Source organism: Faecalibacterium sp. I3-3-33, assembly GCF_023347295.1.
Lineage (GTDB): Bacteria > Bacillota > Clostridia > Oscillospirales > Ruminococcaceae > Faecalibacterium.
On sequence record NZ_CP094469.1, the window covers coordinates 739,698 to 754,379 of the forward strand.

The 14,682-nt window shown below is 56.5% G+C and carries 15 protein-coding genes and 1 tRNA gene; 14 read left to right on the plus strand and 2 right to left on the minus strand.

The window, feature by feature from the left end; all coding sequences use genetic code 11:
- Positions 1-11: 11 nt before the first annotated feature.
- Both MTP39_RS03475 and MTP39_RS03480 read left to right on the plus strand, forming a co-directional pair.
- On the plus strand, positions 12-1,136 hold the full coding sequence (locus MTP39_RS03475) for a Gfo/Idh/MocA family protein (RefSeq protein WP_249241465.1): 1,125 nt from the start codon (positions 12-14) through the stop codon (positions 1,134-1,136).
- Positions 1,129-2,157 (plus strand): Gfo/Idh/MocA family protein, encoded by a 1,029-nt coding sequence (locus MTP39_RS03480; RefSeq protein ID WP_249241466.1) that lies wholly within the window; start codon positions 1,129-1,131, stop codon positions 2,155-2,157. The genes MTP39_RS03475 and MTP39_RS03480 overlap by 8 nt, the downstream gene beginning before the upstream one ends.
- Before the next feature lie 412 nt (positions 2,158-2,569).
- Here the strand turns inward: MTP39_RS03480 and MTP39_RS03485 are convergent, their stop codons facing one another.
- A complete protein-coding gene (locus MTP39_RS03485) occupies positions 2,570-3,592 on the minus strand; it encodes a threonine aldolase family protein (RefSeq protein ID WP_249241467.1) in 1,023 nt (340 codons plus the stop codon).
- A 297-nt stretch (positions 3,593-3,889) separates the two neighbouring features.
- Here MTP39_RS03485 and MTP39_RS03490 point away from each other — a divergent pair.
- Positions 3,890-3,976: transfer RNA gene (locus MTP39_RS03490), tRNA-Leu, on the plus strand.
- 215 nt (positions 3,977-4,191) lie between these two features.
- A complete protein-coding gene (locus MTP39_RS03495; RefSeq protein ID WP_249241468.1) occupies positions 4,192-4,410 on the plus strand; it encodes a DUF6061 family protein in 219 nt (72 codons plus the stop codon).
- 239 nt (positions 4,411-4,649) lie between these two features.
- Here the strand turns inward: MTP39_RS03495 and MTP39_RS03500 are convergent, their stop codons facing one another.
- Positions 4,650-5,486 carry a hypothetical protein gene (locus tag MTP39_RS03500; protein WP_249241469.1) on the minus strand — a complete coding sequence of 279 codons (837 nt, stop codon included), beginning with the start codon at positions 5,484-5,486 and terminating at the stop codon, positions 4,650-4,652.
- Positions 5,487-5,949: 463 nt separating this feature from the next.
- Here MTP39_RS03500 and MTP39_RS03505 point away from each other — a divergent pair, with 463 nt between their 5' ends.
- The 10 genes from MTP39_RS03505 (at position 5,950) to MTP39_RS03550 (ending at position 14,664) form a co-directional block, all read left to right on the plus strand.
- Positions 5,950-6,558, plus strand: coding sequence for a class I SAM-dependent methyltransferase (locus MTP39_RS03505; protein ID WP_249241470.1), 609 nt, complete (start codon positions 5,950-5,952; stop codon positions 6,556-6,558).
- A 9-nt stretch (positions 6,559-6,567) separates the two neighbouring features.
- Positions 6,568-6,903, plus strand: coding sequence for a hypothetical protein (locus tag MTP39_RS03510; protein WP_249241471.1), 336 nt, complete (start codon positions 6,568-6,570; stop codon positions 6,901-6,903).
- 13 nt (positions 6,904-6,916) lie between these two features.
- Complete coding sequence (locus MTP39_RS03515) at positions 6,917-7,759, plus strand: class I SAM-dependent methyltransferase (RefSeq protein ID WP_249241472.1); 843 nt, start codon at positions 6,917-6,919, stop codon at positions 7,757-7,759.
- The gene (locus MTP39_RS03520) at positions 7,756-8,490 is read left to right on the plus strand and encodes a DUF6796 family protein (RefSeq protein ID WP_249241473.1); all 735 of its coding nucleotides are present in this window, start codon (positions 7,756-7,758) and stop codon (positions 8,488-8,490) included. The genes MTP39_RS03515 and MTP39_RS03520 overlap by 4 nt, the downstream gene beginning before the upstream one ends.
- Positions 8,487-9,119: an L-2-amino-thiazoline-4-carboxylic acid hydrolase gene (locus MTP39_RS03525; RefSeq protein ID WP_249241474.1), complete on the plus strand. Its 633-nt coding sequence runs from the start codon at positions 8,487-8,489 to the stop codon at positions 9,117-9,119. Before MTP39_RS03520 ends, MTP39_RS03525 begins: the two co-directional genes overlap by 4 nt.
- A gap of 6 nt (positions 9,120-9,125) precedes the next feature.
- On the plus strand, positions 9,126-9,590 hold the full coding sequence (locus tag MTP39_RS03530) for an L-2-amino-thiazoline-4-carboxylic acid hydrolase (RefSeq protein ID WP_249241475.1): 465 nt from the start codon (positions 9,126-9,128) through the stop codon (positions 9,588-9,590).
- Positions 9,591-9,981: 391 nt separating this feature from the next.
- Positions 9,982-11,358, plus strand: a complete 1,377-nt coding sequence (gene mgtE / locus MTP39_RS03535) for a magnesium transporter (RefSeq protein WP_249241476.1) — start codon at positions 9,982-9,984, stop codon at positions 11,356-11,358.
- Positions 11,359-12,017: 659 nt separating this feature from the next.
- Positions 12,018-13,394, plus strand: a complete 1,377-nt coding sequence (locus MTP39_RS03540) for an MATE family efflux transporter (RefSeq protein WP_249241477.1) — start codon at positions 12,018-12,020, stop codon at positions 13,392-13,394.
- 16 nt (positions 13,395-13,410) lie between these two features.
- Positions 13,411-14,163 carry an exodeoxyribonuclease III gene (locus tag MTP39_RS03545; protein WP_005928145.1) on the plus strand — a complete coding sequence of 251 codons (753 nt, stop codon included), beginning with the start codon at positions 13,411-13,413 and terminating at the stop codon, positions 14,161-14,163.
- Between the two features lie 15 nt (positions 14,164-14,178).
- Positions 14,179-14,664 carry a COG2426 family protein gene (locus tag MTP39_RS03550; protein WP_112121676.1) on the plus strand — a complete coding sequence of 162 codons (486 nt, stop codon included), beginning with the start codon at positions 14,179-14,181 and terminating at the stop codon, positions 14,662-14,664.
- Positions 14,665-14,682: the final 18 nt, after the last annotated feature.

Genomic DNA, 14,682 nt, shown 5'->3' on the forward strand with positions numbered 1-14,682 from the left:
GAGGGAACACCATGCAGGAAGTACGCGCAGCCGTTATTGGCACCGGGGTCATGGGGCGCAAGTATGCCCAGATGATCGCAGAAGGAAAGGCGGGCGCATTGCGCCTGACCGCCGTGGTCTGCCGCAGCGCCGGGGCGCAGCAGTGGGCAAAAGACACCCTGCCGGATACGGTACGGGTGTGCCCCAGCGCCGACCAGCTGTACGATTATGCAGAAGAGTTTGACGCCGTGCTGGTGGTCACCCCGCACAAGACCCACCCGGCGCTGGTGATGCAGGCCTTTGCCCACGGCAAGCATGTCCTGTGCGACAAGCCCAGCGCAAACGCGCTGGCACCGGCGCTGGAAATGAACCGCGCCGCCGAGGAAAGCGGCCTTGTTTTTGCCATGATGTTCCATCAGCGCCGCTACAAAAAGTATATGCGGCTCAAAAAATTACTGGATGATGGGGCATTGGGCGAGATCAAGCGGGTGCAGCTGGAAAACAGCCGTTATTTCCGCACATGGATGTACCACCGCTCCGGCAGCTGGCGTTCCAGCTGGGCAGGGGAGGGCGGCGGTGCGCTGCTCAATCAGGGCCAGCACATTCTGGACATCTGGCAGTGGCTGTTCGGGATGCCGACCAGCATTTATGCCGTGATCCCCTACGGCAAGTATAACGATTTCATGGTGGACGACGAAGCCACCCTGCTGATGGAGTACCCGCAGCAGCGCACGGCAACCTTTATCCTCTCCACCGGCGAGGGCAGCTACACCGAGCGGTTGGAGATCGTGGGTACCAAGGGCACCGCCCTGCTGGAAGAGGACACCCTCACCCTGCGCACCTACACGCCGGACACCGAGACCTACCGCCGCACCGCCGATTGCACCGAGCGCCAGCAGCTTACCGTGACCACCACCACCGAGCAGTTCGCGCCGCAGGCAGAGCCTTACCCGGAGATGCTGGCAAACTTTGCGGATGCCATCCTGTACGGCACGCCCCTGACCGCCCCCGGCGTGGAGGGCGTGCGGGCGCTGGAGTTGACCGACGCGGCTTACCTGTCCGCATGGCTGGGGGAGAAGATCACCCTGCCGCTGGACGCAGACCGCTTTGAACAGGAACTGCAAAAACATATTCAGGAGGAACAGGCAAATGGCTAAGCTGCGGTTTATCGTGGTAGGTTCCGGTTGGCGGTCGCTGTTTTACTGGCGTATCGCGCAGGCACTGCCGGAACGGTTCGAGCTGTGCGCCATGCTTTGCCGCACCGAGGAAAAGGCCGAAAAAATGCACCGGGAGTACGGCGTGCCGGTAAGCACCTCGGTGGAGCAGTGCACTGTCCTGCACCCAGACCTTGTGGTGGTGGCGGTGAATAAAGCGTCCATCGCCGCCGTCAGCACCGAATGGCTCGCCCGGGGCTTTGCCGTGCTGAGCGAGACCCCGGCGGCACTGGAAGAGGACGCGCTGCGCGCCCTTTGGCAGCTGCACCGGCAGGGCGCAAAGCTGCAGGTTGCAGAACAGTACTGGCTGTACCCCACGCTGGCAAAACGGCTGGCGGCGGTGCGCAGCGGCGCACTGGGCACGCCGCAGTTTGCCCGGCTGTCGGTGGCGCACGGCTACCACGCGGTCAGTCTGGCGCGGCAGTTTTTGAATGCCGGGCAGCAGCCGGTGCGGGTGACCGGACGCAGCTGGACGGAAAAGATCATCGAAACGGATTCCCGCTGGGGTGCGGTGCATAACGGCGCTCTGGTGGAAAAGACCTTGCAGCAGCACACGCTGGAATTTGCGGGCGGCGGCACGGCGTTTCTGGATTTTAACGGCGTGCAGTACCACTCCTATCTGCGCAGCACCCACACCAGTGTGCAGGGGGAGCGGGGCGAAGTGTTCGACGACACCCTGCGCTGTCTGGATGCCGCCGGGGAGCCTGTGTGCCGTCTGTTGACCCCGCTGCCCGACCCGCTGGCAGCTGCCGCCGCGCAGGCAGGGCTGAACGAGGACGAGACCGCCATCGCCTGTTTTCTGGACAGGATGCAGGGCTATCTTGCGGGCGGGGCAGAGGTGTATCCGCTGGCAGACGCCTTGCAGGACGCCTACCTTGCCCTGCTGATGGAGCGCGCCCTTGCCGCCCCCGGCCAGCCGGTGGAAAGCACCCCGCAGCCGTGGAACACGGCTGACGGCTTCTGAGATAGCCGCAGGACGATTTTGAATGCCCTCCGCGCCTTACGGGTTGCGGCACCCAGCATCCGCATCGTGCCTTAGACGGCACTTGCGTCTTGCTGGCCGCTGCCCCAACAACTCCTCCCTGTTTCCGCCACTGGCGGCGGTCGTCGTCGTTGCTGGGCATTTTTAGCGGAAAGATTATTTCTAATTTTGGGACAGCGGAGCGTCTGCGGACGCTCCGGTGTTCCGTTTTCACAGAAAGGGATGTTGCGGGGAACTGGCTGTTTGCCGTCAGGGCTCCAACCGTGAAAAAAGGGCTTCAGAAACGCCCGCAGGCGTTTCTGAAGCCCAGTTATAAAAATGAAATTCCGCTGATCATGGCCAGAGCGAAAGCGGCGGCCATTCAAATCGTTATACCCCCGAAAGGGGCACAGGATCACATCAGGTCGATCAGTGCTTCCACCTCGTCCATGCGGGTGGCCCAGCTGGTGGCGATACGCACCACGGTGTGGGTGTCGTCGAACTTCTCCCAGAAGCCGAACTTTGCCTTGCCTTCCAGCGCAGCCAGCTGGGCATTTTCCAGCACAAGGAAGATCTGATTCGTGGGAGAATCCATGAAGAAACGGTAGCCCTTTTCCGCAAAACCGGCCTTCAGGCGGTTGGCGGTGGCAATGGCGTTTTTGCTGATGGAGAAGTACAGGTCATCGGTGAACAGCACGTCGAACTGGATGCCCAGCAGCCGTCCCTTTGCCAGCAGTGCACCCTGCTGCTTGACCATGGTCATAAAGTGCGCCGGTGCGCCGTGGGGGAACACCACAGCCTCGCCGCACAGCGCACCCACCTTGGTGCCGCCGATGTAGAACACATCGGTCAGCCGGGCAAGGTCGGCCAGTGTCACGTCCGTGCCCTCGGCAGCCAGACCGTAGCCCAGCCGTGCACCGTCTAAGAACAGCGGCATCTTGTACTCCTGACACACAGCGTGCAGGGCTTCCAGCTCCGCCTTGGTGTACAGGGTGCCGTATTCGGTGGGGTGGGAGATGTACACCATGCCGGGGAACACCATGTGGTCGTGGTTGTCGTCGGCGTAGAAGGTGGCCACCAGCGCCCGCAGCTCGGCGGCGTCCATCTTGCCGTTGTGCTGCGGCAGGGTGATGACCTTGTGGCCGGTGTACTCGATGGCACCGGCTTCGTGCCCGGCCACATGGCCGGTGGCAGCAGCCACCACGCCCTGCCACCGCTGCAGCATGGACGCAATGACGATGGCGTTGCTCTGGGTACCGCCGGAGATGAACTGCACATCGGCCTCCGGGCAGGCGCAGGCGGCGCGGATCTTCTCCCGGGCGCTGGCACAGTAGGGGTCGGTGCCGTAGCCGGAGACCTTTTCAAAGTTGGTCTCGGTCAGCTTTTGCAGAATGGCGGGGTGTGCACCCTCGCAGTAGTCGTTTTCAAAATACAGCATGGCAAAACGCTCCTCTATATAATTGTAAGAAAACAGTACCTCTATTCTACATCGCCGTGTAAACCCTGTCAAACCCAAAACGGCGCACGGCACACACAATGCGTTGCAGAGCGTCTGCGAATACCGCAAAAACGCCTGCGCAGCGCACAGCGCAGCCGCACGGCTTGCAAAAAATGCGAAAGTATGATCCTTTCCAAAAAGATGAAAAGTTTTTCAAAAAAGTGCTTGACAATTTTGCCGCATCTGGTATAATAACTATCGTTCCGAGCGTCACGGCTCACGAACACAACAGAATATGCGGATATGGCGGAATTGGCAGACGCGTTAGATTCAGGTTCTAATCGGGGCAACTCGGTGGAGGTTCAAGTCCTCTTATCCGCACCAAACAATGAAAATCCGAACCTTTTCTCGATAGGAGAAGGGTTCGGATTTTTTGTTTTCTTCGGAAAGCAGAATGCCGCGGTTGCGCAGCAATGAAAGCCCCAGTGGGGCTTTTAAGCGGCAGAGCGGTCTTGCGCAAGCAAGATGGAGGGGCCTTGCCCCGACAAGCTCCGGCTCCTTCCTGACGGCTGTGTGTCCGAAAACTTATAGTCATCCTCATGGACACCGGCTGCGTGGAGCTGCTGCTCCGGGATGGGAGAATGATCTCCATTGACTGCACCGGTGTCGAGGATGCACTGGACGTGACCATGGCGCAGAGGTCAGAACTGGATTATCTCATCTACAATGACCCGCTTGGCTATGCCGATTTGATTCTGAATGGCAATCCGAAGGAATATCTGAGGAATGTGGCTGGAAGTCATGGGTTAGAAAATTAAAGGCAAAACAAAAACAGGGTGCGCCCCTGAATAGGACGCACCCTGAAAAATCCACAGACGATAACGATATGTACAGCAGGGAGTTCCCCAGCGGGAACTTCCTGTTTTTCTTTTCCTGCAAGATGAGCCTGCTCCGCCTGCCATAGGCAAGCTGCTATAAAACGGCAAGGTCTCCCGCAATCAAGAAACCTTGCCGTTTTGTGCTATATGTTGGCTGAATCAGGCGGCTTTCTGCAAACTTACAGCGCCACGCTGACCGGCAGAACATACACACCGTCGGCGGTGTAGAAGGTGATCTGAGTAACAGTCTTGCCGATGATGGATGCAAAATAAGGGTCATCGGCATTGAAGCCCAGCTTGGTACCATGCCAGATGTTGGTCACATGATGCAGGCCGTACTCACTGCCATCGGCGGTGGTCAGCACTACGCCGTAGACCTTGTTGGCCTTGTAGTCCAGATCAAAACCGGAGATCTTCATTTCGTAGGTGGTGTGGTGACCGTTGGTATTCAGCTCCACAGTGGTGCCCTCTACGGTGGTCTCAGTGGCATGGACCTTGCCAAACTCCCACTTGCCGCTCAGCAGGTTATACCATGCGGTGATATAGTAGGCAGGGGTCTCGCTGAGCTTGTAGTAAGCGTAGCTCTCGTTCTCAAACAAGGCATCTGCGCCGGTGTAGGTGGTGGTGGATTCCTTGCCCTTCAGGGTAACGGTAATGTCGTAGCTGTCGGCATCGGTAACCTGTTTTGCGTTCTTGAGCGCCCACGGGGTCAGCACCTTGACCGGGAAGGAAACGCCGGTGATGTCGGTGCCATCTGCGTTGACGTGGTAGGAACCGGCGGCAAGCTTGCCCGCACGGGTCTTGTTCTTGGTGGCGCTGGTCACAGCGTCGATCTCAGATGCGTTGTCCACACCGGCAGCCTTGTAGAAGTCGGCGTAGGGAATGTTCATCTGAACATAGCTGGAGGTCAGGCAGTTCTCCTGCTCCACATCTTCCGCAGCGAAGGCCGGAACCGCCACGGCACATACCAGCATAGCGGCCGCAAGTGCACCTGCAAATACTTTTTTCAATCTCATCGTAACACACCTCTATCTTTATTTCTAAAAACATCTAGTTAGCCTGTCCTAACAATGCGCGCAAAGAAAAAACTGCGGGAGAAGTATCCCTCAGATAGTTAGGTTGGGCTAATTGACAAAACTAAAATAGCACGCCCACAGGGCATTGTCAAGCAGAAACCGACAAGTTTACAGAGGTGAATTTTTTGATGTGGGATACGATCTGCATTTTTTATGCCGCAGAGAAAGCTCCAATAACGAAATCTTTTTCAAAATCTCCGAAAATGCCTAAAATCCTTGACAGAGGCAACAGCAGGGCGTATTATTTTGGCAGAAGGACCGCTGAGAAGCGGCTTTTTACAAGACTGAAAGTTAGCTATATCTAACTTACGCACGAGGAATTGCTGGCCTGTCACCCGGAGCAGTGGGCGCAGCTGGTAAAAAGCATTGCATTGTGAACGATAAACAGAAAGAAGGTAGGGTTATGTCCTTTTTTGAAAACACCCGAAAGCCCGTAGGACTTGGCGGGAAGATCATGGTTGTCATGATGAACTTTGGACACAGCGCAATGGCAGAATGGGGGCTGCGCTTTTTACAGCTTGCCCCGAATGCCATGGTGCTGGACTGCGGCTGCGGCGGTGGAGCGAACATTAAGACACTGTTGAAACTGTGTCCCAAAGGCAAGGTGCAGGGCATCGACTACTCAGCCGTCAGCGTGGAAAAAACGCGAAAAGTCAATGCCAGAGCCATTGCGGCAGGACGGTGTACCGTGCAGCAGGCAAGTGTGGCAGAGCTGCCGTTTGAAGCGGAGCAGTTTGATGTGGCGACCGCCTTTGAAACAGTCTATTTCTGGCCGGAGCTTGCGCAGAATTTCAGAGAGGTCTATCGGGTGCTGAAGCCCGGCGGGACTTTTTTCATCTGTAACGAAGCAAACGGCGAAACGACAAAAGACGATAAATGGACACAGATCATCGATGGCATGATCATCTATACGGATACTGCACTGAAAGAGTATCTGGAACAAGCGGGATTTTGTCAGATTCAAAGCCACAAAAACAAAAAGGGCTGGCTTTGCATCACAGCACAGAAATAAGGTGCGATCATGTCGAAAAAGGCAACGGAATTTCAAAGAAAAGCAATGAGCCGGATGTACCGGGCATTCAGCACCGCCCAAAAGCACTGTGACACATGGCGTGATTACGAGATGTCGGTTGCGCCTTACGAAAACAGCAAGCCCATCTATTATGAATTTACGGCGTGTCCGGCGGCAGAATTTGCCAAGCAGTTCGGATTTGCGGACATTATGCCCGCCCTGTGCGAGGACTTAAAGCCCTACATTACTGCAAAAGACAAGCAGAAAAAGTGGCTGTTCGGCACGGTGGGGATGGCGGTCATTTCAGTAGTGCTGGCGACCATCATGATGACATTTATTCGCTGAAAAGAGGATACCCATGAAATACAAAATCGAGAAAAACACCGTGCAGGAGACGCTGATCCTCCCGCTGTATTCCCGGAAGCTGTGTACGGAGCTGTACCCGAACCTTTACCGGGATGAAACCGCGGTTCGTCTGCTCGACCAGATCGACTACGATTTTTCAGGGGCGGAGAAAAGCTCCCGCAGTCTGATGCAGCGGTTCGGTGCGCTGGAGGTGGCCATGCGGCAGAACGACCTTACCTTTGAGGTGCAGGCGTACCTGAAAACGCACCCCTGTGCGGCAGTGGTCAATCTGGGCTGCGGGCTGGATAACACCGGCAGAGCCTGCGACAACGGCAGATGCAAGTTATACAATCTGGACTTCCCGGATGTGATTGCCTTGCGTCAGCAGCTGCTGCCCGCCGGGGAGCGGGAGCAAAACATCCCCTGCGATCTGAAAGACCCCGCATGGTTTGACAAGATCGATGCCTCCGGCGGGGCAGTGTTCTTTGCCTCCGGGGTGTTCTATTACTTTCTGACGGAACAGGTCAGGGCGCTGGTGCAGGGGATGGCAGATGCTTTTCCCGGCGGGGTGCTGGTCTTTGATGCTGCCAACCGTACGGCGGTGAAGATGATCGCCAAAACGTGGCTCAGGACGGCAAAAATCAAGGATGTGGGAGCATATTTCGCGGTTTCGGATGCTCCCAAGGAGATTGGCGAGTGGGACAGCCGGTTACGGGTATCCAGCAGGGGCTATATGCTGGGCTACAACGATTTGAAAGACCCTTCTGTCAGCGGCTTTTTCCGCTTCCTCGCCAAGGTCGGGGACAACGGGATGAAAATGCAGATCGTGAAAATCGGATTTGGAGGCAAGCAATGAAACTGAGCAAAGAAAAACGAGCGCTTATTGCGGGCGTGATTGGATGCTTGCTCTATGTGATCGGCGACTTTTTGTTTGCGGCGACAGGGGAAACACAAAGCACCGAATCCATCGGGTTGATGGTCAAAGTCGCCTATCTTGATATGGCGACCTGGCGCATGGTGGTCAGCGTCATCTGCGGCGTGCTGGGAACAGCACTCTATTACATCGGATTTCACCAGATGTGGAAGCTCCTGAAGATGCATCTCACCCAACCGAAGCAGCAGAAATGGGTCAAGCTGTTTCAGATTGCCTATCTTACCGGCACGGTCTGCTGGGGCTATGTTCATGCTATGTTTACGAACATGGCGTTGATTTTCAAGTTTACCTTTGAGAAATACTGCGATATGCAGGCTGCGGCTGAAATCGCCAACAAGGTGTTTTACTGCAACGCCGCGCCGCTGCTGGCGGCGTATTTGCTCTGCGATGTGCTGCTTTCTGCCGTGATGATCGTGATGGTCTGGAAAAGGATGCTCCCGCTGAAAAACACAGCACAGCGGATATTGGCATCCTTCTGCAACCCCATCGTTTTTACGGGGATTGTGGGAAATCTCTTCACGCTTCTGCCGTGGCCGTTGGATCAGATCGATCACGGCACGGAATCCGCCGGACACCTGCTGGTTTTGGTATTGGGGCTGGTTTTGCTGCGGGAGATGGCAAAATGCGGAGAATGTAAGGAGACCGTGCAATGAAATACATGGGTATGCCTATGGGAATGTGGGTGCTGTTTGTTGGTTCTTTTCAAAAGCAGCTGACCGCTGTGCTGGGCTATGATGCAGCCACCGCAAGAGCCATCACGAAAAAGGCAAAGCCGCAATACCGGCAGATCATTCGCAGGCTGCCGGAGTTTGAAAAAGCGGACCGCTTCAAGATGAACATCGTCAACTGCGCAATGCTCGGCGCGTTCATCCTCTCCATGCCGCAGCGCCCGGCGGTGGACCGCCTGACAGATTACTACGCAAAGGCGATGATGACAGCGCCCATGCAGTGGTTCTGCCGCAAGAGCGGAAAAAGCAAATTTACCGCAAAGGACATTGCCGCCATGAAAGCCACTGCCGCCCTGAAAGCTGCCGACCGCAACCCCTACTCGTGGAACATGGACTTTTACGAATACCCGGATGGCAGCGGCTACGAGGGACGCTTTACAAAATGCGGCATCTGCGTGCTGATGAAGGAGCTGGGTCTGTACGACCTGACCCCCGCTTTGTGCCATCTGGACTACACCATGAGCGAAGCAGGCGGTGTGACAAATTTTGTGCGGCAGTATACCCTTGCTTCCGGCGGACCCTACTGCGACTGCGGGTACAAAAGAAAGGGGTGACGGACGATGAAGGCGAAGGAAACCTATCTTTCCCGTGACTTTCGGGAGACTGCGGCGCAACGCTTTCCTACGCAGACAAAGGAACTGAACACCGCTTTTGATATGCGCCTGAATGCGCTGCTGGCTGAAAATGCAGATGCAAGCAAGGAAAAGCAATACCACCTCAAGCGGCAGATCTTGCCGGGCATTGCGGCCTACGAGACCTTGCAGCGGGTCATGCCGAAAGAGGAGGCACTGCAAACCGTTCACGGCTATGTGGAGCGCTTGGCGAGAACGAGCCACAAACAGCTTGCCGCCCTGCTGCACATACCGGGGCTTTACCGCCTTGTTCCCGGCGTTTTCGTCAAATCCACCCGGAGCGTTTTCGGCCCGGCGGCGGGCTTTGTCCCAAAAGAACTGCAGAGCAGTCGGCAAGCCAGAACTGGACGATCTGAGAAGGCGTGCAAAATTTATTTGGAAAAGGCTTTGTAATCTTCTGCAAAATGTGGTATATAAAGTTCTCATTACCTTCAACTATAAAGAAGGAACACAGACCGTCACCTCTGGAGAAGCAACGGAAGCAGCATCCGAGGAAAATGGTTCGGATTTGGATTGCTTTACTGCGGTGGAAAAGGGCATGACCTTTGCATTTACCATCCAGAAACAAGGATAAATAGCTTTTTGACCAAAGCGGTGGGCACCGTAAGGACTGCTGCTTTGGTCTTTTTTGCTTTGACGGGGATTTTTGTGCCCGATTTTTTACAAAAAATTCACGCTGGCAGGGTTGCCGCTGCATACCGGATGTGCTATGATGAGGTGCAAAATTTGAAGCGGAGCGATGAATCTTGGTTTGTCGAGCTCGCGGAATCAGGAGGAACTACCCATGCAGAAGAATTATGTACAGGAAATTCTGAGCATCATTCACAGCGGTCTGCCCAAGGCAGAGCTGGCCGAAAAACTGTCTGATTACCATGAAAAGGATCTGGCAGATGCGTTGGAGGCGCTGACCCCCGCTGAACGGCAGTCACTCTATTCCATTCTGGGTGTGGATACCGTTGCCGAGATCTTTACCTACCTGGACGATGCCGAGCCGTACCTGAAGGAGCTGCCCAGCCACGAAGCCGCAAAGGTCATTTCCAACATGGACTCGGACGATGCGGTGGATGCACTGGAGGACCTTGACGATACCGATAAGAACGAGATCGTCAATAAGCTGGACAAAGACTCGGTGGAAGATGTGAAGATGCTGCTCTCCTATGACGAGGATGAGATCGGCAGCAGAATGACCACCAACTACATCTCCATCAAAAACGATATGACCATCCGGCAGGCGATGAGCGAGCTGGTGAAACAGGCTGGAGAAAACGACAATATCTCCACCCTGTATGTAGTGGACGAAAACGAGCACTTCTACGGTGCCATCGACCTGAAAGACCTCATCATTGCCCGGGCAGAGGAGAGCTTGGAAAGCCTGATCGTCCGCTCCTATCCCTATGTCACCGACCGGGAGCAGATCAGCGATTGTATCGACCGTATCGTGGACTACGCGGAGCGCAGCCTGCCGGTGCTGAACGATGCCGGTAAGCTGGTGGGCATCATCACCTCGTCCGATGTGGTCGAGCTGGTCGATGATGAGATGGGCGATGACTACGCAAAGCTGGGCGGCTTGACCGGCGAGGAAGATCTGAACGAAAGCGTTTTTGAAAGTGTGAAAAAGCGTCTCCCGTGGCTGATCGCGCTGCTGTTCCTCGGGATGCTGGTCTCCTCGGTCGTCGGCGCGTTTGAATCGGTGGTGGCGGTACTGCCGGTGGTCATCTGCTTCCAGTCGATGGTGCTGGATATGGCCGGTAACGTCGGCACCCAGTCGCTGGCCGTGACCATCCGTGTGCTGGTGGACGAAAACCTGACCCTTTCCAAAAAATTGCAGCTGCTCTGGAAGGAGACCCGCGTGGGGCTTTTGAACGGTGCCATTCTGGCCGTGATGGCCTTGGGCTTTCTGGGCTGCTACATCCACTTTTTCAAGGGCTACGTCTGGACCTCGGCGTTTTTGCTGTCCGGCTGTGTTGGCCTGTCGCTGATCGTGTCCATGGTCATTTCCAGTCTGGTGGGCACGCTGATCCCGATGCTGTTCCACAAGATCCATATCGACCCGGCGGTTGCCTCCGGCCCGCTGATCACTACGATCAACGATCTGGTGGCGGTCGTGGTCTACTATGGCCTTGCCATGGTCGTGCTGATCGATCTGTTCCACCTTGCATAACGGGTGCATCCAGCAGGGCGTTCCCCATGCGGGAGCGCCCTGCTTTGCTTTAAGAGATTTAAATACCCAGAGCATAGCGGGGAGCATTCAGGCGCGTCCCAGCCCAAAGGGCAGCCGCAGACAAAAGAAAAAGCGACGACCCGTGCAGGTGGGTCATCGCTTTTCTCGTCCCTTGCGGGACAGGCAGGGTAAATGATAAGAAGGTAAATGAAGAAAATAGCAAGGTAAAAACAAAGGCGTGTGCGGAGCCGAAGTTACTGCTCCAAAGTGAAGATGTATCCAAGTTTCGCTTTTGTTGGATACAACATACCACTTTAGAACAGAAATTGCAAGAGGTTTTTTAAAAATTTTACTCAAAATTGCGCGGGAAATCGCATTTTTGTAGAAACGCACAAATTTTACGGAAAGTTCCCGGCAAACTGACGAACAAGCATAAAACAGAACAGCAGTTGCAAAACCGCACCGGGACACCTTTATAAAACCGGCGGGCAATGGGAGATAGGCATGGAAAGCTGATTTTCGTGGGATGTGGCTTGCACCGCTTTACAAGCAGCCGGTGGTGTGTTAAGATGGACACATCTGCTGCAACCGGAAAAATACCCATACCGGGCAGCGGCGGCGTACCGGAAAAGTGTCCGGTGCCGGGAGGGGAGAAACGGATGACAAAGCTACTGCATGGCAATGAAAAAAACAGCCTGAACGGCGGGCGCGAGCCGCTATTCAGCCAGAAGGAGCTGCTGGTGCTGGCCATCCCGCTGCTGGTGGAGCAGCTGCTGGAAGTGACGGTGGGCATGGCCGACACTATGATGGTGTCCCGCTGCGGCGAGGCGGCCATCTCCGGCGTCAGTCTGGTGGACATGATCAACAACCTTATCATCGTGCTGTTTGCGGCGCTGGCTACCGGCGGCGCGGTGGTGGTAAGCCAGTATCTGGGCGCAAAGGACCGCCCGGATGCCAACAAAAGCGCCGGTCAGCTGCTGCTGCTCAGCGGCTTGTCCGGTATGGTGATCGGGGCGGTATGCTTTGTACTGGCCCGTCCCATGATCCGGCTGTTCTACGGCTCTATTGACGCCGACGTGCTGGATGCGGGCGTGAAATACTTGCAGATCATCGCCCTCAGCTACCCGTTTCTGGCACTGTACAACGGCGGTGCGGCACTGTTCCGCAGCATCGGCAATTCTAAAATCTCCATGCAGATCAGCTTTCTGATGAACATCATCAACATCGTGGGCAACGCGGTGTGTATCTTCGGCTTCAAAATGGGAGTGGACGGCGTTGCATGGCCCAGTGTGGTGTCTCGCGTGGTGGCTGCGGCGCTGATCCTGCGCAAGTGCTACCGGGAGGATGCAGTGCTTACCGTGCCCAAGACCCTGCGGCTGGACGGCGGCATGGCAAAGCGCATTCTGGGTATCGGTATCCCCTCGGCCTTTGAAAACAGCCTGTTCGAGGCCGGGCGCATTCTGGTGGTGAGCATGATCTCCACCTTTGGCACGGTGCAGATCGCAGCCAACGCAGTGGCCAACAATCTGGACGGCATGGGCGTCATCCCGGGCAAGGCTATCAGTCTGGCCATGATCACGGTGGTGGGGCGCTGCATCGGTGCCGGCGACCACGAGCAGACCGTTTACTACACCCGCAAGCTGCTGCTGTGGGCTTACATTACCATGGGGCTTTCCAACGGCGCGATCCTGCTGTTCCTCCGGCAGCTGGTGGGCATCTACGCCCTTTCCGGCGAGACGATGGAGCTGGCCATCACGCTGGTCACCATCCATGCGGGCTGCGCCATCATCTTCTGGCCGCTGTCCTTCGTGCTGCCCAACGCCCTGCGCGCGGCAAACGACGTGAAATTCACCATGGTGGTGTCCATCCTCAGCATGGCGTGCTGGCGGCTGGGCTTCAGCTATCTGCTGTGCGTCCGCATGGGCTGGGGCGCTGTGGGTGTGTGGGTGGCCATGGTCATCGACTGGACCTGCCGCGTGACCTGCTTTGTGCTGCGCTTCCGCAGCGGCGCATGGAAAACAAAATATCAGGCATAACAATAAGGAGAAAAGCATGAAACTGATCAGCTGGAACGTGAACGGCCTGCGCGCCTGCCTGACCCACGGCTTTGCCGAGAGCTTTGCCGCGCTGGACGCAGACATCTTCTCGGTGCAGGAGACCAAGATGCAGCCGGGACAGGCAGATTTTGCACCGGAGGGTTACACCGAATACACCTATTCAGCCGAGAAAAAGGGCTACTCCGGCACGGCCTGCTGGTGCAAAACGGCGCCGCTGGCAGTGACTACCGGCATCGGGCTGGAGCAGCACGACCACGAGGGGCGGGTGCTGACGCTGGAATATCCCGGCTTTTATCTGGTGAACTGCTACACCCCCAACAGTCAGGACGGGCTGAAGCGGCTGGACTACCGCATGGAGTGGGAGGACGCTTTCCGGGCTTACCTGCTGGCGCTGGACGCAAAAAAGCCGGTGATCCTGTGCGGAGACCTGAACGTGGCACACACCGAGATGGACATCAAAAATGCCAAGACCAACCGCATGAGCGCAGGCTTTACCGATCAGGAGCGCGCCAAGATGACCGAGCTGCTGGCGGCGGGTTTTGCGGACAGCTTCCGGGTGGTGCACCCGGACGAGGTGAAGTACAGCTGGTGGAGCTACCGCTTCCACGCGCGGGAAAAGAACGCGGGCTGGCGCATCGACTATTTTATCGTTTCCCGGCGCATTGCTGACCGCATCCGCGCCGCCGAGATCCACAACGAGATCTTCGGCTCCGACCATTGCCCGGTGGAGCTGCAGATCGACCTGTAATATAAGGAGAAGCCAATGCTGAAAAATTATCTTCTGATCTTCCTTATCTCCATGGTGCCCATCATCGAGCTGCGCGGCGCGATCCCCATCGGGCTGGGCATGGGGCTGCCGGTGCTGCCCACCTACCTTTTGTGCGTGCTGGGCAACATGATCCCGGTGCCCTTCATCTACCTGTTCGCCCGCAAGTTCCTTATCTGGGGCTACCACAAGCCCCTCATCGGCCCCATCTGCCGCTTTTGCATCAATAAGGGCGAAAAGGGTGGCCGCGCACTGGAAGCCAAGGCCGGTAAGGGCCTGACCGTGGCGCTGCTGCTGTTCGTGGGCATCCCGCTGCCGGGCACCGGTGCGTGGACGGGCACGCTGGCGGCCTCCATTCTGGATATGAAGTTCAAGGATGTATTGATCGCCTGCATGGGCGGTGTGCTGCTGGCGGGCATCATCATGGGCTTGGCAAGCGCCGGGCTGCTGGGTGCGCTCAGCGGGCTGTTTGCGGCAGGCTGACAAAACGCGGACGCTTTT